General features: G+C 50.9%; 17 protein-coding genes. 8 read left to right on the top strand and 9 right to left on the bottom strand.

The features are described 5' to 3' along the window. Positions 1-3: 3 nt before the first annotated feature. The gene (locus tag ACQKPA_RS17125; protein WP_427493787.1) at positions 4-1,203 is read right to left on the bottom strand and encodes an acyltransferase family protein; all 1,200 of its coding nucleotides are present in this window, start codon (positions 1,201-1,203) and stop codon (positions 4-6) included. Positions 1,204-1,383: 180 nt separating this feature from the next. Between ACQKPA_RS17125 and ACQKPA_RS17120 the strand changes: the two genes are divergently transcribed. From ACQKPA_RS17120 to cpaA, 5 genes are all read left to right on the top strand, one after another. Then, complete coding sequence (locus ACQKPA_RS17120; RefSeq protein WP_427493786.1) at positions 1,384-2,316, top strand: helix-turn-helix domain-containing protein; 933 nt, start codon at positions 1,384-1,386, stop codon at positions 2,314-2,316. Positions 2,317-2,518: 202 nt separating this feature from the next. Further along, positions 2,519-3,826 carry an ABC transporter substrate-binding protein gene (locus tag ACQKPA_RS17115; RefSeq protein ID WP_427493785.1) on the top strand — a complete coding sequence of 436 codons (1,308 nt, stop codon included), beginning with the start codon at positions 2,519-2,521 and terminating at the stop codon, positions 3,824-3,826. Positions 3,827-3,914: 88 nt separating this feature from the next. Next, complete coding sequence (locus ACQKPA_RS17110; protein WP_427493784.1) at positions 3,915-4,868, top strand: carbohydrate ABC transporter permease; 954 nt, start codon at positions 3,915-3,917, stop codon at positions 4,866-4,868. A 1-nt stretch (position 4,869) separates the two neighbouring features. After that, positions 4,870-5,694, top strand: coding sequence for a carbohydrate ABC transporter permease (locus tag ACQKPA_RS17105; RefSeq protein ID WP_427493783.1), 825 nt, complete (start codon positions 4,870-4,872; stop codon positions 5,692-5,694). 152 nt (positions 5,695-5,846) lie between these two features. Next, on the top strand, positions 5,847-6,332 hold the full coding sequence (gene cpaA / locus ACQKPA_RS17100; protein ID WP_427493782.1) for a capreomycin N-acetyltransferase CpaA: 486 nt from the start codon (positions 5,847-5,849) through the stop codon (positions 6,330-6,332). Between the two features lie 139 nt (positions 6,333-6,471). Here the strand turns inward: cpaA and ACQKPA_RS17095 are convergent, their stop codons facing one another. Further along, on the bottom strand, positions 6,472-6,978 hold the full coding sequence (locus tag ACQKPA_RS17095) for a GyrI-like domain-containing protein (RefSeq protein WP_427493781.1): 507 nt from the start codon (positions 6,976-6,978) through the stop codon (positions 6,472-6,474). A 54-nt stretch (positions 6,979-7,032) separates the two neighbouring features. Next, positions 7,033-7,983 carry a helix-turn-helix transcriptional regulator gene (locus ACQKPA_RS17090; protein ID WP_427493780.1) on the bottom strand — a complete coding sequence of 317 codons (951 nt, stop codon included), beginning with the start codon at positions 7,981-7,983 and terminating at the stop codon, positions 7,033-7,035. 242 nt (positions 7,984-8,225) lie between these two features. Here ACQKPA_RS17090 and ACQKPA_RS17085 point away from each other — a divergent pair, with 242 nt between their 5' ends. Both ACQKPA_RS17085 and ACQKPA_RS17080 read left to right on the top strand, forming a co-directional pair. After that, complete coding sequence (locus tag ACQKPA_RS17085; protein ID WP_427493779.1) at positions 8,226-8,708, top strand: PH domain-containing protein; 483 nt, start codon at positions 8,226-8,228, stop codon at positions 8,706-8,708. Continuing rightward, on the top strand, positions 8,701-10,374 hold the full coding sequence (locus tag ACQKPA_RS17080; RefSeq protein ID WP_427493778.1) for a PH domain-containing protein: 1,674 nt from the start codon (positions 8,701-8,703) through the stop codon (positions 10,372-10,374). Before ACQKPA_RS17085 ends, ACQKPA_RS17080 begins: the two co-directional genes overlap by 8 nt. Before the next feature lie 9 nt (positions 10,375-10,383). On the opposite strand, the gene ACQKPA_RS17075 is transcribed toward ACQKPA_RS17080, so the two are convergent. The 6 genes from ACQKPA_RS17075 to ACQKPA_RS17050 form a co-directional block, all read right to left on the bottom strand. Then, the gene (locus ACQKPA_RS17075; protein WP_427493777.1) at positions 10,384-11,007 is read right to left on the bottom strand and encodes a TVP38/TMEM64 family protein; all 624 of its coding nucleotides are present in this window, start codon (positions 11,005-11,007) and stop codon (positions 10,384-10,386) included. Between the two features lie 206 nt (positions 11,008-11,213). Then, positions 11,214-14,150, bottom strand: coding sequence for a family 10 glycosylhydrolase (locus tag ACQKPA_RS17070; RefSeq protein ID WP_427493776.1), 2,937 nt, complete (start codon positions 14,148-14,150; stop codon positions 11,214-11,216). Positions 14,151-14,484: 334 nt separating this feature from the next. Then, complete coding sequence (locus tag ACQKPA_RS17065) at positions 14,485-15,480, bottom strand: Gfo/Idh/MocA family protein (protein WP_427493997.1); 996 nt, start codon at positions 15,478-15,480, stop codon at positions 14,485-14,487. A gap of 38 nt (positions 15,481-15,518) precedes the next feature. Continuing rightward, the gene (locus ACQKPA_RS17060) at positions 15,519-15,845 is read right to left on the bottom strand and encodes an antibiotic biosynthesis monooxygenase (protein ID WP_339222277.1); all 327 of its coding nucleotides are present in this window, start codon (positions 15,843-15,845) and stop codon (positions 15,519-15,521) included. Positions 15,846-16,077: 232 nt separating this feature from the next. Then, positions 16,078-22,128: a phosphodiester glycosidase family protein gene (locus tag ACQKPA_RS17055; RefSeq protein WP_427493775.1), complete on the bottom strand. Its 6,051-nt coding sequence runs from the start codon at positions 22,126-22,128 to the stop codon at positions 16,078-16,080. A 480-nt stretch (positions 22,129-22,608) separates the two neighbouring features. Further along, the gene (locus tag ACQKPA_RS17050) at positions 22,609-23,649 is read right to left on the bottom strand and encodes a CapA family protein (RefSeq protein ID WP_427493774.1); all 1,041 of its coding nucleotides are present in this window, start codon (positions 23,647-23,649) and stop codon (positions 22,609-22,611) included. Positions 23,650-24,148: 499 nt separating this feature from the next. Between ACQKPA_RS17050 and ACQKPA_RS17045 the strand changes: the two genes are divergently transcribed. Next, positions 24,149-24,631 (top strand): Lrp/AsnC family transcriptional regulator, encoded by a 483-nt coding sequence (locus ACQKPA_RS17045; protein WP_427493773.1) that lies wholly within the window; start codon positions 24,149-24,151, stop codon positions 24,629-24,631. The last annotated feature ends 37 nt before the right edge of the window (positions 24,632-24,668 follow it).

The following is a 24,668-nucleotide window of genomic DNA, read 5'->3' as shown; positions in this document are numbered from 1 at the left end:
GATTTAATCGGCCTTCATGGTCTGCTCCGTTTGTACTCGCCCACTATGTCCCTGTCCCCTTAATTTCTGAGCAGGGAACAGCCGCTTGTTCCACCGCGTCAACCAGAGCAGAATTCGGGCATCAATCAGCCTGTAGAACCCATGGGCCGTGACAGCGATAACCAGGAACGTGATGATCGTTGTAAGCAGCACGTTGGAGCCATAGGTTAGAAGCGGGCTAAGAAACAGAAATATAAAGCTCCCTAGCGAACAAATAACGGTGAAGTGCACAAGGTACAACGAAAAAGAGACTTTACCCAAATAAGCAAATAACCTGTGGCTGAATATCGTCTGCATTCGGTTCGAATTCAACAGGACCCCTAAGATGAGGGAGGATCCGATAACATGATAGAACACAAAGAAATTAAAATCGGAAGCTCCCCATTGAAGAAGCGAATAAATCGTTCCTTGCGGCGCGACATAGGGATAGGAGCCTGTGTAAATGCCGATACAGAGAAGCAGGATATGGATCGAGGGCCGCTGGATAGATGCCAGCCAGTCCCTCCCGCTATTCTTTACATCGCTGAGCAGCATGCCCAATATAAATCCCAGGTAATAGGAATCGATGAATACACAGATAAGGACGGCATAAACGGCATAACGAATCCCATGACGGCCACAAGTGACTAGTATAACAAAAATCAGAAATGATCCAAACAGCTCGTATGTCATCGTCCAGAGCACGGGATTGTATTGCGATCCATACGTGAAAAAGGTATGAACCAGGCTTTCCTTCAGCATGACCAACAGATTGGCGTCAGCAGCAAACGGATCCGGCATCGAAGATAACGTCATTCCGCGTATATTGTCGTACGCTCCGAGATCCAGCACGAGGATCAGATAAGCAAGCAAAACGGACACCAAGGCGGGTACGGCCAAACGAAAATAGCGGCGAATGGCAGACGAATAAATGACGAGCCTGTCCCCGGTTTGAAAAAATCGATAGCTGAGCACATATCCGCTCAACACAAAAAACAGACAGACCGAGAAGTTGCCGTTAAACAGCAGATTGAACGGTGTTCGCGCGGCAATCCCCTCGATAGCGAAATGCTCGATCTCCTTCCTCCCCTCAAAAACCGACGGTGCAAACACCTGAAAAAAATGAGATACGACCACGATCAAGGCAGCTAAACCTCTCAAACCATCCAAATATACAATTTTCATAACAACCCCACGTCCCCTAGAAATAGGATGTTTGCGAATGCGAAACATATTTCAAAGGGCAGGAAGAGGAATGCTGTACACGATTCGTTTTTCAGGGATAATCATCTTTAGGAAAATGGCTGATCAATAAATTGAAAGCGTTTTCCTAAATGAAGGAAATCAATAGGGGAGGGTAAAACAATGAGTATTTATTGGAGTCAGGTGGATCTTGAAGAACTAACTGGATCAGGTGTCGTTTATTTTAACTCAAAGATGGAAATGTTGGAAGGTCTTCCGTGCAAAATGTATAAATTGACCTATCAACAGAGCTTATGGACGCATTGTCATGATTATTTTCAGATTTGGTATGTGGCGAAAGGGGCATTCCAACACACCGTCAATCAACAGGCTTACGAGATCTCCAAGGGCGATATTTTTGTTATACCTCCATTTACCTTGCACAGTGTCAGCATTTCACCCGATGAGGACATTGAGATTTACGGATGCGAATTTATGCCTGCCTTCGTAAACGAGAGATTTCAGGAAATGCCAACAGATCATGCTTTTTTCGATGTGGCGTTTCTGGAATACTTTTTGCGCAAGGAAATGAACACCCAGGCCAAAATTACGCTGGACAGCGTTACCGACGTAACGGTCCAAAATGTCTTGAAGGACATGCTGATTGAATACGAGAGACGAACCCCTTTTTTTCAAATCTCGCTCAAGGCGAAGCTGCTTATCCTCCTCTCGATTCTGGTACGGCAGGTCAACGGTGAACTGCTCCGAGAAGGATTCGAGAAGTCTGAGAAATACCGGGGAATCATGACAAGAGTCGTTGATCACATCCATAACCACTACCAGGAAGATATGAATATAAATGATCTATGCACCCTATCGAATTTATCAAGGTCCACGTTCTGCATCCTCTTCAAAGAATGGACAGGCAAAACATTCAACCGGTATCTCACCGACCTGCGGATTCTACAGGCCATGATGATGCTGAAGCAGCCGGAGTTAACCGTCACGGATGTTTGCTACTCCACCGGTTTTAATGAACTCTCCTATTTTTGCAGAATCTTCAAAAAATACACGGGCATCTCCCCCACCGACTTTCGTAAACAAGCGATCAAATAGAACGTTACAATGCCATACGATAATCCTATTTTTGAACACGATAGTGAAATGAAATGATTTTTTTACATGCTACGATATCCATAATTCTTACAAATAACTGGATCAGGGCCAGTTGTTTAGTCAACTGTTTTGGGGAGGGAAATTAATAGAACTTTGATTACGTACACGGATTGTACACGATAGCTCAAGGGGAGGAAGAGGAATGAGTAAGAAGAAACATTGGATCTGGAGCCTTATTCTATTGATCTCTATCGCAACAGGATGCTCAGGCGGTAATGCGCCGCAATCAGGCAGTGATGGTGACAAGCCATCCGATAATCCACCTGCCCAGGATGCCGTAACACTCGACTTCTGGTACGGATGGACCGGACCGGAAGCGGAAGCATTGGAACGATTGATTGCCAAGTGGAACTCGGCCAATCCCGACATTCAAGTGAAAGGTTTATCCCAAAGCGATTACCAGAAACAGCTTACCGCGATCACCGGGGGCAATCCTCCGGACATCGCATCCCAATTCGGACAAAATGTCGTGCCGTGGGGACTCCGCGGCGCCATGATGCCGCTGGATGATTATATCGCGAAGGATGGCGTCGATCTTAAGGACTTCGTGCCGGCTGCCTTAAGCTCTTCCCAGCATGAAGGCAAGACGTATGCAATCCCGACGGCCATGCACGTATCCATGCTGTTCTACAACAAGGATATATTGCAGGAAGCTGGCTATGACGGTCCACCGGAAACAATAAGCGAGCTTAAAGAATATATCAAAAAGCTGAGCATCGTCGAAGATGGCGGGCGCCTCCAGCGGCTCGGACTGTGGCCCGGCATGGATGCGTATACGTTCAGCTATGCCTTTAACGGATCGTTTTATGATGAAGCGACGCAGCAGGTGACGCCGGACCATCCCGGGATCCAATCGGCTATTAAGCTCTCGAAGGAGATCTGGGATCAATACGGTTCCGATAATCTGGATCGATTCTCTTCCGGACTTGGGCAATACATGTCGGCACAGAATCCGTTCTTCTCGAGCAAGTATGCGATGACGATTGACGGTGAATGGCTGCCCACCTTCATCAAACAATATGCGCCTGATCTGAATTATGGCATTGCCCCGATTCCTTATGATGAGAACAACCCGGAATTTAAAAACTCCGGAAATGTGTCCACCAGCGTATTCTATATCCCGAAAGGCGTCAAAAACCCGGACGCTTCCTGGAAATTCATCAAATGGATGACCGAGCCGGAGCAAATGGCCGAATTTACGGCTGCCCTTGGGAATCTCCCGACGAGGAACTCTGCCTTCTCCAATCCACTCTATGAGGATGTGCCCGGGTTCAAGGAATTCCTGGACTATTCGGGAAGCGAAAACTTGAAGTCCTTCCCTGCTTCTTCCTACGCGAATGAGTACATGACGGAATTCAGCGCGCAATATGATGCTATTCTCCGAGGCACCGTCAGCATGGAAGAAGGCTTGGACAAGGTAAAGGCAAAGATACAGCCCCTGGTGAAATGATGAACTAAGCAGGCTCCGTCCAATGCAGTGATATATAGGGCGGAGCTGCATACTAAAAAAAACTTAAAGAGGAAGGAGAATCGCGAAGATGAGAGTCTCCACAGCAGCCAATCAACGAAAACGCGTATCGGGCTGGTCCAGGAAGGAGCGTCATTATGTATATCTTGGCCTGGCGTTCGCCTCTCCTTGGATCATCGGGTTTCTGGCTTTTACCGTCTATCCGTTCTTCGGTTCGCTCTACCTGAGTCTGACCGAATACGATTTATTCAGCCCTCCCAAGTGGGTAGGGCTTCAGAATTACGAGTTAATCTTTGCGGATGACCGCTTCTATAAGTCGCTCGGTAACACCTTTTTCATGGCGTTCATATCCGTGCCGATCACGCTGGCCGTCTCACTGCTGATTGCCATGATGCTCAATTTCAAAGTGAAAGGCATCAATTATTACCGTACCATCTTCTACCTTCCATCCGTCATACCGATCGTTGCAAGCGCTCTCTTGTGGACATGGATGCTGAACCCCGACTTCGGTTTGGTTAACATGGCACTTCGTACCCTGGGTTTAACAGACCCGGCGTGGCTGCTGGATCCCCGTTATACGAAACCGTCTCTTATCCTGATGAGCCTATGGGGATCAGGTGCAGGCGCATTAATCTTCCTGGCCGCCCTTCAGGGCGTGCCGAGGCAATATTATGAAGCGGCTCAGGTGGACGGAGCGAACTGGTGGTACCGGTTCTGGAAGATCACGGTCCCTGCCCTGTCCCCCATCATCCTTTTTCAGCTCATCATGGGGTTGATCGGTGCCTTTCAAATCTTTACGGAGTCTTATATTCTGGCCGGAGGCAAGGTGGACGGAAGCGGCTCTTTGGGCGGGCCGGAGCAATCGCTGCTGTTCTACGCGGTCAATTTGTACCAGGAAGCCTTTGTCTTTCTAAAGATGGGTTATGCCTCGGCGCTCGCCTGGATTCTGTTTATCATTGTGCTGCTGATTACGTTCATCCTGTTAAAAACGTCAGGCCGCTGGGTCTATTACGGAGGTGATTAATATGGCTGTCAGGCTGCGAGTGATCATACCGCATTTGGTCCTTCTTCTATTCGCTGTGATCTTTCTGTTCCCATTCGTATGGCTGGTGATGACCTCGTTGAAGACGCCGGAAGAGATACTCGAGTTCCCCCCGAGCATCTTCCCGGAGACGTTTCAGTGGTCCAATTATAAAGATGCGCTTTCAGCCATTCCCTTTACCCGCTATATGATGAACACGTTTCTGATTTGTATGGTGAATATCATCGGTCAGCTATTCTCTGCACCGCTGGTTGCCTACTCGATTTCCCGCATTCCTTGGAAGGGCCGGAACATCATCTTTACCATCGTGGTGGCGACCATGATACTGCCGGCGCAAGTGCAGATAATTCCGCAGTACATCATCTTCACCAAGCTCGGGTGGGTCAATACGATCATGCCGCTTATCATCGGCGCATTCTTCGGGGCACCGTTCTTCATCTTTTTGCTTCGGCAGTTCCTGCTTGGCGTACCGACCGAATTGTCCGAGGCAGCGAAGATCGATGGGGCTTCGGAGCTGCGAATATATGTCAAGATCATCATGCCGATCCTGAAACCGGCATTAGCCACCGTCGCTTTATTTTCTTTTGTATGGTCGTACGTGGATTTCATGGGCCCGCTCATTTATCTGAACGATTCAGCAAAATGGACCATCACCGTTGGCCTGCAAAGCTTTCAGCAGGACCACGGGGCGCAGTGGGAGAAACTGATGGCAGCTTCTACCATCATGGCTATTCCCATGATCCTGATCTATTTCTTCGGACAGAAGTATTTCATGAAATCGGGATCGGCGTTGACCGGGTTTAAGTAAGCTGGACCTTCGGATTGGATGCCTTCTCTTTCTCAGCATGGACCGGGCGTATGCCCGGCCATGTACGTGGAAGAGAAGGTTTTTTACGTTTCCAAATCGAAATATAGGGGAATAGAAGAAACCTATATCAACAAACCCAACGGATGAGAATCATGCCTCTTCGTATCACGGCCATGACCGAAACGTATGCCGATCAAATTATACAATGGAGCTATGAACCTCCCTATGACTTCTACAACAGCGAGCCGGTTGAGGAGTTTCGGAAAGAACTTCTGGAGTGTTCGTATTACGCCATACTGGACGAGGAAGGGCAGCTCTTCGGCTTTTGCTGTACAGGCTCATCTGCCCAAATTCCGATTGCGATCCCGTTAGGTGCATATGACGAGGATCTGCTGGATTTCGGACTTGGCATGAAACCGGAATCGACCGGGCAAGGCCGGGGAAAAGAGTTCCTCTCGTTCGTGCTGTCATCGATCGCTGAAATTCACAATCGCCAATCGTTTCGGCTGACCGTTGCCAAATTCAATGTACGAGCCATTCGCTTGTATACCCAGCTGGGCTTCTCGAAGGTAACATCGTTTGATCAGGGCGGTACTACGTTCATAACGATGGTCAAGATGCCGGACTCCGGATTGTGAAAAAAAGAGGGTGATCCCGCTGCGGAATCACCCTCTAGTTTGTTATTGTCAATATTGCTTATTCCCGGATTAGGCCATATCCCCCAAAGAATAGTTGGTTCCACTCCAAGCACTGGAGCCGTCTGCCGATTTTTAACCGTTATTCAATGGCGATGTAAACGTCCACCACAGTATTCGCAGGATCAAATTGCCGCATGTCATAGCGTTCGTAATCGCCCGTGTACGTCCTTTGTTCGGCTGATTGGAAGTAACTCCAAATTTCATACCACACCTCTGGGACAATTTCCGTCAAAGGGCCACATCTTGTCCGGAATACCATGTACTTGGCTGCCGGGACGGACGCCTGCTTCAGTTCCTCCGAAGAAGCTGCAGCAGCCACGTCTTCCTCTATCCTGTTGCCGATAATCAAGGTGTATTCCCCGGATGCGTCGCTTTCGTAATCGGTGTACAAAGCATATATGGCTTGATCCTTTTCAGATAATTGTGTCTGCAAACCGCTTTGGAAATACCGGTCCCATAACGGCGGTATCTTGCCTTGCGGTCCTGCCTCCGCTTCATTCGTCGTTCGAACGCCGACACCCTGAATGGACATGGCGGGTCTAACCTCTATAAATCGCTCACTCTGATTCTGATTGCTGTTACTCATGTGTATCCTCCTTAAAAAGAATATATCTCTATTCTAAAGAGGTAACGTGGACATCTATCTGTCCTGGTTATCGTAGCGCTGCATAATCAATTGCGCTCTTCGCTTCACTTCCTCCGCCGCTTCGCCCGGCTGCTCAACCAGAACCTGATCACCAAAGCTTAGAATCATGCCGTAAAACCACTCATCTAATTTGTATAACACGTGAACGCGTAAGGAACCGTCCAGGTTGACGGTTACTTGTTCAGGCGGAAAAATATCCGCCACCCGCTGACGCGCGGCAGCTTCGAATAGCAGCACAGTCTCCTGCTCCAGCGCGCTTGACCAAGAGGAATCCCACTCCAATCGCTCCTTGCCGGGCCATGGTCTTGGCTCATACGTCTCGCTCAGCAACGTGATATCCTGCATACGCGACAACCGGAAGAGGCGATGGTCTTCCCGCTCCAGACAAAAGGCTTGTACATACCAAATATTTCCCTTCAGAATCAGGGATGCCGGTTCAATGGTTCTTCGCTCCGCATTGCCCTGATGATCGATATACTCCATCACGACCTTGCGCTTTTCTTGAATAGCCTTTTTGAGCAAGCCCACGGCGGGTTTCAGTCCTTGACGCTGTCCCCAAGGCTGAAAGTCCATGACCACCGGTTCCCTTCGATATTCATCGCCAAGCCCCTGCTCTACCCTATGCAGCAGCGCTTTTACCTTCTCAAGCAGTATGCCCATCTGCTGGTCCTCCAGTGCGCTGCTCATCCCTTTAACGGCTGTAACCAGCGTACTCATCTCCTCAGCGGACAGCCAGTACTTGTCGATCATATAATGCTCCATAATTTCAAACCCGCCGGATATTCCCTGGTGGGCCACAATCGGAATCCCGGCTTGGCAAAGCGTATCCATATCGCGATATATGGTTTTGCTTGATACTTCAAACCGATCGGCCAGCTCCTTGGCGCTTAGTCTCCCCCGGTTCAGAAGCAGGACGGTTATGGCTAATAGCCGGTCTATTTTCATTGCATGCGATCCTTTCATTCTCAATCATTTCAAGTTCTTCCTTAACTCAAGCTTAACAGATTCGGCATGTGTTCATGCAACCGTTAGGTCAGGTTCAATTGCTCGTTAGCCTGTTATGCTACAATGATAAGCACGGCAAGCAAGTCGGGAGACGGGATGAAACGAATCCTTCCCGAGCAACGTAGACGTACATATAAATGCAAAAACTGCTCGAATCTGTAACATCAAGGAGGAACATACATATGGACAATCGACTTGACGCCATGCGCAGATGTCACCCGGACTCCGTAACGATCTCCCGCATCACGGGTTTCATTACGGATGGAGTGATCCTGCTCGCTGCTGTAGCTTATCTGATCATCGCCGCTATATTCGGGTGGACCTTGATACCGGGCTGGATCACCATCGGCCTTCTGGTGCTCGGAGCCTGGTTTACTTGGGCCGTGCCCTCTTTCACCTACAAACAATTCGGCTTCAAGGTAAGCGAGGAAGAATTGGAGCTTCGCTCCGGCTGGATCTGGCTCAGTGACACCCTTGTCCCGATAACGCGTGTACAGCATGTGGAGCTTGAGCGGGGGCCGCTCCTTCGTAAATATGGTTTAGCCAAGGTAAAGGTCGTTACCGCCGCAACGACTCATGTCATTCAGGCGCTCAAGCTGGAAGAAGCAGAGGAACTGAAGAAACAGATCGGCGAGCTGGCCAAAGTGGTGGATCACGATGAATGAACCGACAAGACTTCACCGCCTGTTCATCCTGTTCCCGCTCGTAGGCAGCGTAAAATCACTCATTCCCATAGCCGCCCTGGTATCCATCAAATTCCTTAACGGAAAATCGCTGCGGGACATCCCCTGGTACTGGCTGTCCGCCGCCATCGTCATCCTGGTCTCGCTTCTGCTTTTGTACGGGTATCTGAAGTGGAAACGCTTCGTCTATACGTTGGAAGAAGATAAAATCCTCATCCGCCGCGGCGTTCTGTTCCGTGAGGAATTGTCCATCTATACAGGCCGCATTCATTCCATGAATATGGAGCAGCCCTTGCTGCAGCGCATACTGGGACTTACCCAGGTCCGAATCGAAACACCGGGCAAAACGGAAGGCGGCGGCATACTGCCTGCCGTCACCAATAGCGAAGGCGAACGGCTGCAGCGCTGGCTGCGCGAGCAAACCCGAACAAGGCAGACGGAACGGGAGGCTCACCAAGCTCATGAAAGTTCCGACTCATCCGCTCAGAGCTTTCCCGCTCCGAGCGAGAGGCCATCTGTTCAACCGTCGGAATCCCGAGAAAATCACGAATCCGTTCAACCGTCGCATCATAACATGGGATACGGAAGCGATCTTTTGGGGGAGTCCGATTCAGGCATCGTTGGCAGAAAGAACGCAAGCGATCCAATCACGGCAGGAGAGGAACGCAGCACGCTGCTCCAGCTATCCTCCGGACGCCTGCTCATTGCCGCGCTCTCCTCGCCCAACCTGTCACTGGCTTTAGCCTTTGTGGGTGGTATTGTATCTTTTGCCGATGACCTGCTCCCGGATCAAATATACCAATCACTGTTTCAATCGGCAGGGAAGCTGCTGCCCGGCAGCTGGATCGGCATTGCCGTTTTGGCGCTCATCATATCCTGGCTGCTCTCCGCCGTGCTCTACACGATCAAATATGCGGGATTTACCGTCGAGCGGATCGGAAAACAAATCTCGGTCAGCTGCGGTCTGCTGGAGAGAAAACGACTGCTCTTCTCTCCCGAACGAGTGCTGGCCATTAGCGTGAAAGAAGGCGTATTCCGGCGCTGGTTCGGTTACGCCGAAGTGAAGGTTCATGTGCTTACGTCAGAGTCCGAGAAGCATTTCATGCTTCATCCTCTGCTGAAAACCGGAGATATTCCCGCACTGCTGGAACGGGTTACGCCTCAATTCAGCGCTCAGTCCGTTACCGCTTCGCCGCCGCCCCGCGCAAAATGGATGTACCTGCGGTGGAAGCTGGCTTTTGCCGCGATAGTTAGTGGCGCATGCATTTGGTATTTTGACAAACTCGGTTTGTTGTCACTTCTGCTCCTTCCGCTCGCGTTAGCTTGGGGACTCCTTTCGCACCGGGATTCCGGACTTAATGTAACGGACAAACAGCTGACGATCCGCAGCCGTTTCATTGCAATGTCCACCAGGTATATACGGCGGCCGCAGATTATCGCCATGGAGGTCAGCGGTACCCGCAGACAGCGAAGAAGAGGGCTCCTGTCTCTGCAAGTGAAGATGATATTCAGCGAGATCAATGAAAGCTTAAACGGCATGGATCAGCGAGAGATCGAGGCGGTTCGGGCTTGGTTCCAAAAGAAAAAGGGCGAGGCCTCCGCATCTGTAGAACGGAGTGGTCCCGCCTCGTCCATTGAGCAGCTATAACCGTTCGCCCTACGTTCTTCCTGAACGGCCAAAGCCTGACAACCGGTAAACCAGCAGGGTTATCGCGAGAAATACGCCGTATACCCCAATGGTTATAACGATGTGGGAAGGGTCGGTCATCAGATGATCGCCTACCATCGAGAACAGCAGCATGGCAGGGATTTTGCCTAGCGCGGACGCGATGCTGTATGATGCGAACGTTACCTTGCTGAGAGCCGCGTACACATTGATGACAATGGAAGGAATAAACGGGATCAACCGGGTAAACAGGATGGTCATAAAGGCGTTCCGTTCAAACATCGTTGTCACTTTTCCCAGCCTGTTATAACGGTAAAGCACCCGGTCGCCCCATTCCTGATAACCGTAACGGATGAACATAAACATGAGGATGGAAGCAACGGTAGAGCCGACCCAAGTGACGATTCCTCCGATGACCGGCCCGAGGGCGGCACCGATTACCCCTCCTACCACAGGATAAGGAATCACCGGAAACAAGGCCATGATGACAGCCATGAACATGATCAGCGTCATACTGTCTGTCGATCGAATCCATACCAATATGGCATCGCCATAAAAGTAAACAAGACTACCTATGGCTGCATAAATTAATGCCATTCCTAATTTCTTGAACATACACCACACTCCAGGTCGTAATGCACCTATTGTATCACGCAGCATGTCCATTGGAACAAGCAGCAAAAGGGACATCCCAAGGCTATAAGCCGGGGATGTCCCTTTTTTTCTGATGCGGGCCAGTCCGTTCTCTAAAGTGACGTCTTGCTAGGGAAGTAAACCAGCCGTTAACTAGTATGGATAATATTCTAGGCGCGCATGTAAACTCACGATTTGCTCGGTTTCCCCGGTGGATTCACCGGAGGCTTTCCAGGCTTACCACGATGTTTCACTTTCACCGTGACCGGTTTGCTTGCAGCACTCTCGTTATGCAGACGATCGACAGCCGTCACAACATACGTGTAGGTTTGTCCCTCCGCTGCGGTATGATCCACAAAGAATTGCGTCTTATCGTCGGTTTTTCGGAGAGTTCCTAACAAATGCGACGAATCTTGAACACTGCCGGCGCCTCTGCCATCAAAACGATAGACCGCATAATACGTCTCGTCATCTGTCGACCTCCAGCTTAGCTTCACACCATCCTGCTCGTGATCAGCCTTAGGCTTCTTGGGCGCTGTCGGCGCTTCCGAATCGATCCAAGGCATCGCCGGGATCAATGCCGGATATCGATACAGATCGTTCTTCAGCCTGTCCGTAAATCCGAGTGCATTATCCTTAAACCATTTGGAGCTGAAGTACATGCTGCCCCGGACTTCCTCAAAATTGCGGTTGTAATGGATCTGGTTCGGCATCTCTTCGGGATTGGACCAATCGGCATTCGACCCGATTTTGTATACGGCTTGTCCGCTGTATAGATGAACGTTCTTGCCGGACACGATCCCGCTCCACCAATCGATCAGCTTATCGTAAGCGGCAGCGGAATAACCGATGTTCCAATAAATCTGAGGCGTGATATAATCGATCCACTCTTCTTCAACCCATTTCTTCGAGTCGGCATAGATGGCATTGTAACTCTCAAGGCCATTGGTTTCAGAGCCGGTCGGATCACTGGATTTATTTTTCCAGATACCGAACGGGCTGATGCCGAATTTCACGTAGCTCTTCTCGGCCTTGATGGCTTCGTTCACGTTCTGAATGAATTGATTGACGTTGTTCCTTCTCCAATCGCCCTTGTTCGTAAAGGAGCCTTTATATTGGTTAAAGGTGTCCGTATCCGGGAAATCCACGCCGGTTACGGGATACGGGTAGAAGTAATCGTCAAAATGCACGGCGTCGATGTCGTAATTCCGAACGACCTCCATGATGCCGTCAATAATAAACTGCTGTGCCTCCGGTATCCCCGGGTTGAAATAGAGCTTGCCTCCATATTCTTCGACCCAGTCCGGATGCTGCCTGGCCGGGTGATCTGCCACAAGTTTGTTAACGTCTCCTTGAAGACTGATGCGGTATGGATTAAACCAGGCATGAAACTCCATGTTCCGCTTGTGGACTTCCTCCAGCAGGAATGCCAGCGGATCGTACCCCGGATCCTTGCCCTGAACTCCCGTCAGCCATTCTGACCATGGCCCGTAATTGGACGGGTAGAATGCATCCGCCGTCGGCTTGATCTGCATAATGACCGCGTTCATTCCAGCATCCTCCAGCTGATCAAGCAGGCTGATAAACTGCTGTTTCTGCTGATCCGGATCGGTGACTCCTTTGGCGGGCCAGTCAATATTGTCGACGGTTGCAATCCACGCCGCTCTCATCTCGGCTTTCGGATGCTCCGAAGCTTTATTCACCGTAATGTAGAGTGAGCTGGTCTTTCCTTGGAATGTGGCTGTTACTCTAGCGGAACCTATCTTCAAGCCGGACACCACTCCTTTATCATCGACAACGGCTACATCGGGATGACTGCTGGTAAACGTAACACCTTCCGTTATAATCACCGGCTCCTCCATCCAGGAGTAGGTTGCGGACACCGCCGTCTCGAAGGAGTCTCCAACCGTAACCGCTGTAAGACCTTGAAGTTCGATGCTCTGCAGAACCGGAACCGGGTCCGTCACCGTAATGGCATGCTGTGCGGTTACTCCGCGGTACGAAGCGGTAATGTCTGCCGTTCCCGCAGAAACTGCGGTCAATTGACCAGCTTGATCTACCGATACAACGCCCGGTTGATCGCTTGCATAGCTAATTCCTTCAGTCAGCCATACAGGATCCGTCTGGTTTCCGTATACGGAGTAAACCACACTGGTTCTCATTTTTCCGGTAAGACTGGTTTCCATATGCAGCGGCCCAGATAACAGCAATTTTTCAGGGGCTGGCACCTCCTGCGTAATATGAAGCTCATACTGAGATTTTGGTGCATCTCCGTATTCAGCCGTTATGGTTACCGTTCCCGGCGCCAATGCTTCAATGGTGTCGTATGTAGCGCCTGTCACAGTAGCGATGTTGTCGTCACTGCTGGTGAGTTTCACGCCGGTTGTTAATAATGCAGGTTCCGTATGTCCTTCATAGGTTGCATATACTTGGGGCTTCACCGTTTCTCCAACGCCCATGGGCGTCAGCCCGCCAATGTCGAGCCCGTACACCGGGGAACCCGTATAGAATGCGGACAGCCTGTCGAAGTAAACGGTGCCTTTGTTTTTATTCGTATCTTTTAATTCGGTGATATAGATTTGATTCACTTTGAGAGGAGCCTTGATGGTAGAGGGAACGTTAAATTTGACGTATTTCCAGCCCTTCCAGCTAAAACCGGAGGTAGACGTTAAATCCACGGCATGCTTGCCGCCGGAGGAATCCTGAAGCTGGGCCCGGAGCCAGTGGTTCCCGCCATCGCCGTAAACCCATAAACCGAGTGCAGTCGGTGAACCGGGGACGCTTCTGCCGGTAGAACCGTCCGGGTCTTTGAAGTTGAGATAAGCCGCCGAGGTGCCGGATTCACTGCCCACAAAATCATAAGTTAAAGCTGCAGCGTGATGTCCGTAATAGATTGGCTCCGGCCACCCCACTACATCCAACTGGGCCTTTCCCCTTGCGGAGGATGCGGACAAATTTGTTATCGATTCAAAATCCTCCATAACGATCGCCCCTGGTTCTCCGGTGCTTGCGTACTCATCAACGGAATAACCCCAAGCAGAAACAGCAGAGCTGAACATCACGGCTAACGCCAGCGTCATGGATAGGATCGACTTACTTCGATAGACACGCCTTTTGATTATCATTCACGAATTCACTCCCTTTAGTATGAGTGCTTGCTATCCAAACTGAATTCCAATTCCAAGCAAAATCGGCTGCAGCTCACCTCCTATCGATCTGCTAGAGTAGATGATCGTGATGGTCTGTACATACATGTTCATCTCTATCTCTATCATATTGAAATTTTATTTCAAATTTCAATAGTTTTAATAAAATATAATTTTATAAATCAGGCAGGAATTTCAGCTGTCCATGACGTAGGAATCACAAAAAAGAAGCCAACAGGGGACAATCCCCCGTATTGGCTTCATGATTCATTCAGTTCACGTATTCAAAAAGGCCGAAAATCAGCGTCACGGCTTAACCTTCCGAAGGATACTTCAGTCCCCACTGCCCCCGGATCTGATCCAGCAGCCTCATAATCGCAAGCGACTCATCAAGCGGCATCACATCGCTCTCAAGCCGCCCTTCCAGCAGACACTGCCCCACTTCGTAAGCCTCGAAGCTATACCCTTTTTCCTGACGATCATCCTTAACAACCACCGGTTCCTCGCCATCAACATGAAGCGAAGCAGATGTCGCATTCAGGAAGGACGGAATGTGAATATACCCGTTTGTGCCATAAATATAAGCTTCATTCGTCAATCCTAGCCGGATCGCCCCGTTTAACGAAGCAGTCTTGCCGGATTCATAAGATAGAATAACCGAGAACTGCTCATCGACGCCCGTTTCGCCGATATGTGCGGTACTCCATATTTTCTCCGGCTCGGTTCCAAAAACCATGGATGCAAACGATACCGGATAAACCCCCGCATCCAGCAGCGCGCCGCCGCCAAGCTCCAAATTCAGCAAACGGCCCTGCGGATTCCAGCCGCTCCGAAAACCAAAATCGGCCTTCAGCAGCCGAACATCGCCGATAAGTCCGTCGTTCAGCCATTCGCGGACCTGCCGGATCGGCGGAAGGAAACGCGTCCACATGGCCTCCATCAGGAACAGCTTCTGCTCCCGTGCAGCCGCCACTAATTCCTCCAGTTCATCCCCGTTAATCGTAAAGGGTTTCTCGCACAGGACGGCTTTGCCGGCCTGAAGACACAGTAAGGCATGCTCCCGGTGCAGCGGATGCGGAGTCGCTATGTACACAACATCGACATCGGGATCCCTCACGAGCTCCTCGTAACTGCCATAAGCCTGCGGTATATCATATTTGGACGCAAACTCACCTGCACTGCTTGCCGTACGTGAGCCCACGGCCACAAACTGAGCATTCTCCACATACGCCAGATCGGCTGCAAACTGCTCCGCAATCCAGCCTGTCCCCATGATTCCCCATCTGATCTTGCCCGGATTCTGCCTCATCATTACTCCTCCTCATCCTCATCCTTGAATGGCCTTGCCTAAAGCTTGTAGAAGCTATCCCTCTCCACCTTGCAAATTCGCAAGCCGAAGCTTTCATACCACTCGTTCTTTCCCCGTTCCTGTGCTACCTGATGTGCGGCATTCTCCTTCCATAAACGAATGGCCTCCAGGGAATCCCAGTACGATACCGTAATCCCGAGACCCTCATCCCGGGCAGACTCCACCCCCAAATAGCCAGGCTGCTGCGCTGCGAGCTCTGCCATTTTATCGGCCATCGCCCCATAACCCCGGTCACCCTCTGTACGCTTGGACACAAAAATGCAGGCATAATACGGCGGCTTCGGCGTGTTCGCGTATTCCGTCATCCTCTTCCCCTCTTCCCGGTTACCAGATTAGCCATTACTTCGATTTACATTCACTCATTGACCATGTAATCATTATATCGGAACTTCCGCCATTCTTTAACCTGTAAGAAAAATGTCTTTCGACATATATGTCATGAAAAGATAGACCGTGGTTAGTCTTAAAAAAAGAAACCGCCTCTCTCTACTGCGATGGTCTACAGGAGAAGAGAAGCGGTATTCTGCCTTCTAGAATTTACTTCAGCTTATTCAACAGATTGTAGATGACCTGAGCGCTTTCCGCACGCGTGGTCAGGCCTTCCGGTTCAAAGCGGCTCGGCGTATGGCCCTGAACAAAACCGAGGGCATGCGCGGTTTCTACCGCTTCCCGAACCCAGTCCGGAGACTCGGCGAGATCGGAGAATCCACTTCCCGCGCTGATGTTCTCCTGCTGCTGTTTCATCGCGTGGGCATAAGCACGCACCAGCATCGCCGCCATTTCCTGACGTTTGATCGGAGCGTCGGGCGCAAAGCGGTCTTTACCGGTTCCGTTCACGATGCCTGCCTCAGCAGCTGCTGACACGGCCTCGGCGTACCATTTGCTTGATGCTACATCGGCGAACGGCGCAGGACCTTCTGCCTTAAGATCCAACAGACGAACCAGCATCGCCGCAAATTCCGCCCGGGTCACTTGCTGAGCCGGTGCGAAGCGGTCCACGCTGACGCCTTCGATGAGCTGCTTCGCCGCCAAATCGCCGATCACTTCCGCGGCCCAGAACGAAGATGGAACATCGGCAAAGGTTTTCTCATAATCCAGCAAACCGTAAGCGCTGAAATGGCGGATTCCCGCAGCCATTCGGCCGTCTTTGTTTACACCGCCAATATACTCCAGCTCTCCGTTGCCGGATAAATAGTACATGGAGATTCTTTTGCCATTAGCATCTGAAGATACCGGAAGTTCCAGCATGATCGGACGATCGAATTCAGTTAAGCTGTGAACTTTGCCATCCGCTGTCGTAAGTCTAAGCTCGAACTCCAGCATGGCTCCCGCTGAAGTCAGCTTCGCACCGGAAACGCGGGCAGCTTGGGCGATCCGCTGCTTCTTCTCGGCCTCCGTTAATGTGGCGGCACTCAGTTTTATCGTGCCCTTCTCAAGCTGGCCAGCATCTGCAAGGCCGCCCAGTTGGCGAAGCACTTCGACTGGGATCGTTAGGGACAAATTCTTTGCTTCAAGGTGGATCGAACCATCCTTGAGTATGTCTCCTGCATTCCCTGGCAGCGTGATATCCGTAAAGCTTCCATCCACCGACAAGGTTACTTGCCCGTTCGACAGCTTAGCAGCAAGCTCGCTGGCCGATAAGGTGATGCTGCCTGACGGTGGTGTCACCGGCGGCGTTACTGGCGGTGTTACCGGTGGTTTAACCGGCGGCTCTGGTCCCGGCTCGGGATTACCTCCACCCCGGGTAGTCACCTTCAAATCATATTCCGACTTAAACCCTTCGTAGGTTGCCGAAATGACGGTCGCCCCTTCTGACAAAGCTCGTACCGAGCCCTGTTCATCAATGGAAGCTACATCCGGCTTACTGCTCGCATAGGTAATGCCTTCGATTAAACGGATACGGCTGCCGTCGGTATAAACGGCCTCCGTAACCGTTTTATCCGTATCCCCGATCTTAAGCTCGGATTTGCCGCTTAAGCGTATCGATTCGATGCTGCCGTTCGGGATTCGGTCTACCGTAATACTCACGTCTGTATAGACATCCGGTGCCGCCGTGCTGGTCGCTCTGACAACGGCATTGCCCAGACCTTGAGCCGTCACGATGCCGTCTGCGGATACGCTGACGACGTCATCCGACGGTTCGGAATGGTATACGGACCATACCACGGTTCGTTCAGCTCGGCTCGGCTTCACCGCAGCCTGCAATTCGTGACTTTCGCCAGCGGCGAGCGTCAGCTCGTCAGAATTCACAACAATCTGTTCCGGATTAGGCTTCGTCAGCGTAAACTCATCCACGACGCGTCCGCCAAGCGTTTTGGTTACGAAATGAAGCTCGTCTCCCTTCACTTCCACAGAGGCATACATCTGGGTCTTCTCTTCGTCGACCACCTCATGCCAGCCACGCTCCGTGTGGGAGTAAAATTTAGGACCTGACGACCCCGCCACGACGTAAGTCGTGCCCTTGCCTTCCGCAACAATCTGGTTATCCATCATCGGGTAGGAGCGAATATAAATATGATCATGCCCGTTTAACACGAGATCCACGCCGGATTCCTCAAGCACCGGCGCCCACAGGCTGCGTACCTCGGCGGAGTCGTAAATGCTGCCGTAAGGCCCGCGATGGAACATCGCGACGGTCCATTTCTTATCATTATTAGCCAGATCCTGCTGAAGCCACTTCTTCTGCTCCTCCAGCTGATACTCGCTGTTCAGCATAATGAAATGAACGTCCTTGTAATCAAAAGAGAAGTTGGTTCCTTTCAGGCTATCCAAGCCATTGCCCGGCTGGTTAAAGTGAGCCAGGAAGTCCCCGTTTTCCTTCGTCCCCATCACTTCATGGTTGCCGATGGCCGACACTAACGTCGTATTCAGGAAATGCTTCTGAGCTTCATCGAACCAATAGTTCCACTGCTCCTCCAGGAAGCCCTTGTCCACCATATCCCCGGCATGGACCATGAATTCGGCGTCCGGATGCTCGGCAGCCGCCTTGTCGATCGTATTCCCCCACAGCTCGAACTCTTTGGTGGTGGATGCCTGGGAATCCGCAAAATACAAGAATTTTGTTGTATCTCCCGCAACCTCCGTTGTTTTAAACGAGCCTTGTGCACTGTAATGGCCTTGTCCATCGCCGACACGGTAAACATACTCCGTGCCAGGCTCAAGACCAGCTGCCGTCGCTTTATGGACGCGGACCGTGCCCAGATCCAAGGTATGGTACAGCTCGCTGGCACCATTGAACTTCTGGACGTTCGGCGCATCGAAATCCGTAAATTCGGACCGCTTGGCCAATTCCACGACGGTCCCATCCGTTGCCGGGTCCGTGTGCCAGTTCAGCATCCGCGTCGTAGTTGGATCTTCGCCCATGCCTACGCTGATGTTGAACGGTGTCGGGCTTCCAGCCAGCGGCGAAACCTTAAACTCCAAGGCCGGACTGTATTGATTGCCTTTCACGGCCTGCACGGTATACGTCTTGACCTGGGACGTCAGCGCCACGGTCTTCAGGATACCTGCAGCATCCGTTGTGCCCACCGCTGCCTCGTCTGCTAAGATCTGTACGCCTTCCACAGGCTGACCATGGGCATCGGTCACTTTAAATTCGGTTTCATAACCCTGTACCGTTCCCTCCTCATTCCATCTCAGCGCATAATGCGTTGCGATCTGCGATTCTATCGGAAGACCGTAGAACGAGAATTCGGTATTGCCCGTATCGGAGAAGGATACCGCCCCGGACGTAAGCGAAATGATGCTGCTGCCGGTTGCGTTCTTTTTCACGTCATACCGGATTTGGCCGATCCAATCCGTATCTTGAAGGGATGCGGTATGAATGTCCTTCCAGGTCACTCTCACCTTTCCTGTTGAACCGTCGATGCTCGCGCTAACCTGGGATGCACTCAGCTTATCCCCTGGTATGAGCTCCAGATTCTCCACTTTGGTGGGATCGAATTGAAAATCGACATGGCCGCTGCGGATTTGGGATGTCTTCACACCGCCGATATCCAGCGTGTAACTGCCGCCAACATAAATCATATCCGGCGTATTGTACACCACTTTGGCTGCACCGGTATTTACGGTGAAGTTCCATTCATGGGTCGTTTGGTTACCCGACAGATCACGGACGGTGACTTTCGCCTGATGAACGCCATCGGCGAGTGGAACATTCGGCGTGTAATGAATTTTCCCTTCAGGCGGATACAAAGTATGCTGTACCAAGCTGCCATCCAGATAGAATCGGATTTTATCCGGATCAATCAGCGTCGTTCCCGGGTGCGCCACAGGATCATAACCTGCATCCTCGGCATACACGGTAATGATCGGCATGTTCTCTGTAATCTCCGCACCCTCGGCCGGTGAGAATTTCTTCAGAACCGGCGGATCGATATCGTCGTTGGCCGGACCGTACAACGCCCGAATTTCGTCCACGTAGATGGCACCGGCGTCTTTTTTCGCGGCCTGTGTTTCCATATATCGAACCGGCATGTCCATCACCAGCGGAAGGGTTCTTCCTTTGGGTACGGACGCTTCGAGATACTTCCATCCCTTGAAATCGACGCCGACCGTCTGATCGGTAAAATCAAGCGGGATCGCGCCCTTGCTGTCACGAATTTGGGCACGAAGCCAGTGCGCATTACCGTCTCCGTAGACCCACATGCTGATTTTCTCCGGATAGCCCGGAATTTCGATATTGTCCGCGGTGCCGTTCGTCTGCAGATAAGCACCGGAGGTACCGGTCATTCCGGTAAAATCATACTCCAGCTTCAAGGCGCCATTCCCGGAACGAATATAGGTCTCATCCGTTTCAATGGATACCTTGGTCGACTTGAACTGTGCACCGGCACTTGGTTTGTATCGGCTAAGACCGTTCTCGAAATCCTCGATCATGACCGGCGGAAGACCGACGTTTACTTCGATTGAGGTCTCGATTTGACCGTACTTCACGAAGATTTTGCCGCTGACGTCCTGCTTGTCCGTGGCGGTAAACGTACCGTTGCCGTCAATCGTCCCGATATCGCCTTCGGTACGCCACTCCAAACGGCTATTGTCGGCCTGTACCACTTGACCATTGCGAAGCGCCGTGACCTTGAGCGTCTCGGTCGAGCCGGAGGAGAAGGTCTTCACGACGTCGGAGAACTTGAGCTCAGTAAGCTCATCAACGACTTCCAATGCGGCTTTACCCGTCAGATTACCGGATTGTACGGATATCTCGGTCACTCCAGGTTGGTTGCCTGCCTTAAACGTCCCGCTGCCGTCGATTGTCCCATAGGCTGGATCAACGCTCCAAACTGTAGCCTCCGTCATTTTCGCCGGATGCAGATTCTGGTCCACGGCCGCCGTTTTGAAGGTAGCGGATGAACCGGTCAGCACTCTTTCCAGCGTGGGCGCTACAACGAGTTTATTCGCTGCTCCTTCTGGCGCCTTGTTCACCAGCAAAATGCCGTTGGCCGTTTTGCGTTCCCCGCCGTCCGACGGCGAGTTGAGCACTTTGCGCTCCGTTTCTCCCGGCAGGCGGGCAACGAAGGTGGCCGAACCGCCTCCATCCAGGTTCAGTGCGTTCACTACGCCAAGCTCCTGCAGCATTTCGCCAAGCTCGATGTAGTTAAGCCCTTCACTGAACCCCGGCTGGCGACCATCAACCTCGAACAGCACAACGGAGCCGTCCGCTTTGGTGCCCACCACCGTTCTCGGGTGTACAGCCGGATCGGTATGCTGCTGCACGACGCCATCCTTGACCAGCATCACGGTACCGCCAATCGCCATCGTGACGTCCTGCCACTCGTTATCCAGCTGAAAACTTGCCGTCACTTCATCCCCTGCCTTCAGCCCGGCAAGCTTGCTTCGCTGCGAGCCCGAAGCGGACAGAACCACTTGGCCTGGGCCGATCTGCGAATTTCCCTGATCCTTAAGAACGGAAACGACTTTCATCTTCAAGGTCTCCCCGCTGGCGACCCTGCCGCTCACGATATCCAGAATCACTTCGTCTCCTAGATTATTGGTCATCGTGGTGGCATTGAATTTTTCGGTATAAAGAACAAGTGCGTCCGTCCCTCTTAGACGGTTGATAGAGGACAGACTGCTGACTGCGCCGCCTATCGTCACGTTTTTCGTTAATTTCGGACTGCCGTAGAGGCTCGTTCCGTCCTGTTTAATGCCAAAGGCGTTCCGGCCGCTGGGCGGATCCGTCAACAGCTCCCCGCCCCCCATGAACAATCCGAGCGGAATTCCGGTGGACATATCGTAGAAGTCCCCGTTCACCGCGGCGATGACGCGATTGCCTGCCTTGTCGGCATCGGATGCCATTTTGCTGACTCCCTGCATGCCATATACTTTGCCATCGGTGAGACCCGGCTGAAGCTCCAGATTTCCTTGCGATGGATCAAACTCCACCATATGGACCTTCTGCTCGCCACTGCCCTTTTGCATATTGGCCCACGTATATGTAGCCCCCGGCCCGATCTCCATCTGCCGCATATCAATAATCGATGACGCGGCGGCGGCTGGATCCGCGGCAGCAGCTTGTCCTGCGGGAAACAGCAGCGATAGAAACATCACTCCGCTGAGCAGCGATGCTATTCTCTTTTTGCTCCTTAACATGTACATGAATTCCTCCTTCTCTCTGCTTGGACTCTGGTTCCTCTCGGTTGTAAGTCCGCTCATGAACGAAAGACCTACTCGGGAGTATAACGCTCGCTTGTTAATTCCACCTCCAATCTGTGTTAAGACGAAGTTAACTCTGCCGCTATCGGCTTTACATTCAGTCATTAGCTGGAAGGGCTGCAAAAAAGTATGCTGCCGATCCGTATTTACCGCTTACGACGAATGAAATTAACCCGTCTTCTTCCCTTCATCATATTGAAATTTTATTTTAAATTACAATACATTTTATAAAATTTTATTTTATTTTTTCGGCAGGAATTTCCGGTCGGATGACGTAAGCGCAGCTTTTGTCGAAAGCAGGGAATGAAAACAAACGCCTCGTCGCCAGTTTCCGACTTATTTCTACGGTGACCCTTCCAAGAGCGCACAAAAAAAACAACCGCAGCTTATAGCCGCAGTTGTTTTCAAGATTCCCTATTATTTTTTGCTGACATTGCCGTTGGCATCGATTTTTGCATTATAGGAGAGTTTGTTCAGTTTCGCGATGATCTCTTTGTTGTACTTCTTGTCCATCAGATTCGGTTGGCCTTGGAGTATCTTCACCGGCGTAATCCGGCTCGTGATCTTGGAGCCTTGAATCTCAACATGAACCATCATCGACAGCAAGGTTTTGTCCCCGCCCCTAGTGGAGCGGTTGAACACGAAGTTGCCGAGCGAATAATAAATCGGTTTGTTCTTGTAATATTCGATGCCCATCAACGTATGGCTGTGCGATCCGATAATGATGTCGGCACCGGCGTCGATCATCTTCTTGGCCATCGTGCGCGCATATTCTTCCGGATAATCAGCGAATTCCTCGTTCCAGTGGATGTACACGATTGTGTAATCGTTGGTCTTTGCCGATTTCTTGATATGGGTCAGCATCGGCTCCATGGTGTACGCGGAAGCAGCGCCCGGATGGTTCTTGCCCGCGATCCAGGAATTGTCCGACAGCACCCGGCTGACGCCCAGCACCGCAATTTTCTTTCCGTCAATGTTCTTCACGTAAGGCTGGAAGGCCTCGTCCATATTGCGCCCGGCTCCCGTGTACCCGATCTTCTGGCGCTTCAGATGGGTAATCGTATCCAGCATCGCCTGCTGGCCATAGTCCAGGATGTGGTTGTTCGCCAGTGTGACGCCGTCGATTCCCGCATAGACCAAGCCCTGAAGCGTGTCCGGCTTCGAACGGAAGGCAAAGGTTTTATCCGCAGCCTTGCCACGAATGGAGACCGGCGTCTCAAGGTTGGCAAACGCCATATCCGCCTTTTTCAAGATGGGGGCTACCTTCTTAAAAGGATATAGGTTACCGAATCTATCAATCTGGTTCCCCACGTAGCCGTCTAACAGAATGTCACCTGCAAAAACAAGATCTATCGGTTTACTCTTCGACTTGGCTTCAGTGGTTGTGCCCGCTGCCGAAACAATGCTGACCGGGAGAAGCATAACGAAAACCAGAATGAGGCAAAATAATCTCTTCATCTCCATGCCGCCTTTCCAAATAAGAACTTCTAAGAAGCTAGTCATTTACCATGTTTATCCTATCATAAATTGATAGAAAAGGGTATTTATATCAAACGAACCATTTAATAGAATTAAAAACGGATTCTACCCAGTTTGCCCGTTCAGCACTACGCATGCGGATTATTCTTCCGATCCCTTGTCATCCCCAAATTTTTTATAACGGATCAAAGCGGTTGAAAGCAGGGGCAAAAGGGACCCTTCGCTTCTCCAGAATCATGCCGCCTTCTCCATTGAGGCATATCAACATCTAAATAAATCAAATCTATCTTTATCTACTCATAGCCTTAGACTTGAAATGCGAAGAAAAAGTTTCAATTTTTGCAAATTATATTGAAAACATCGTAATTCGCTTATATATTTAAACGTATCGTAAGTGTAAATTCAACTTTAATTACGTTTTGTAATAATTACATGAGGTAAGCCTTACATATAAGTAAAACAAAAGGAGCTGCAGCCCATGAATATTCATTCTTCCGGTGAGAACGCGTCTCTCCAGATTGATGATACGGACCGCAAAATCATTGCGATCCTCGGCAAGAACGGGCGAATCTCGTACACGGATTTGGCCAAGGAGATTGGATTGTCCCGCGTAGCGGTACAGGCCAGGGTCAATGCCCTGATCGATGACGGCGTCATTGAGCGCTTCGCGGCCGTCATTAATCCGGAGAAAGTGGGAATTTCGGTGTCCGCTTTTTTTAATGTGGAGGTTGAGCCCAAATATTTGCAGCAGGTGGCGGACACACTGGAGAACGAGCCATATGTCACCAGCCTGTATCATATGACCGGTCCCAGTAAGCTGCATATGCACGGACTTTTTACCGATCATAAGGAAATGGAAATGTTTTTAAATGAGAAGCTATACCCGCTTCCGGGCATAACCAGCGTGGACACGCAGATCTTAATCAAGCGTTATAAAAGCCGAATGGGCATCCGACTCTAACTCTCTCGACAGAAAGGACTCCTACCCTTGCATGATA

It is taken from the genome of Paenibacillus sp. NPDC093718, assembly GCF_050279985.1.
GTDB lineage: Bacteria > Bacillota > Bacilli > Paenibacillales > Paenibacillaceae > Paenibacillus_AQ.
Note: the sequence above shows the minus strand (reverse complement) of the source record. Positions and strands in the feature narration are given on the sequence as shown.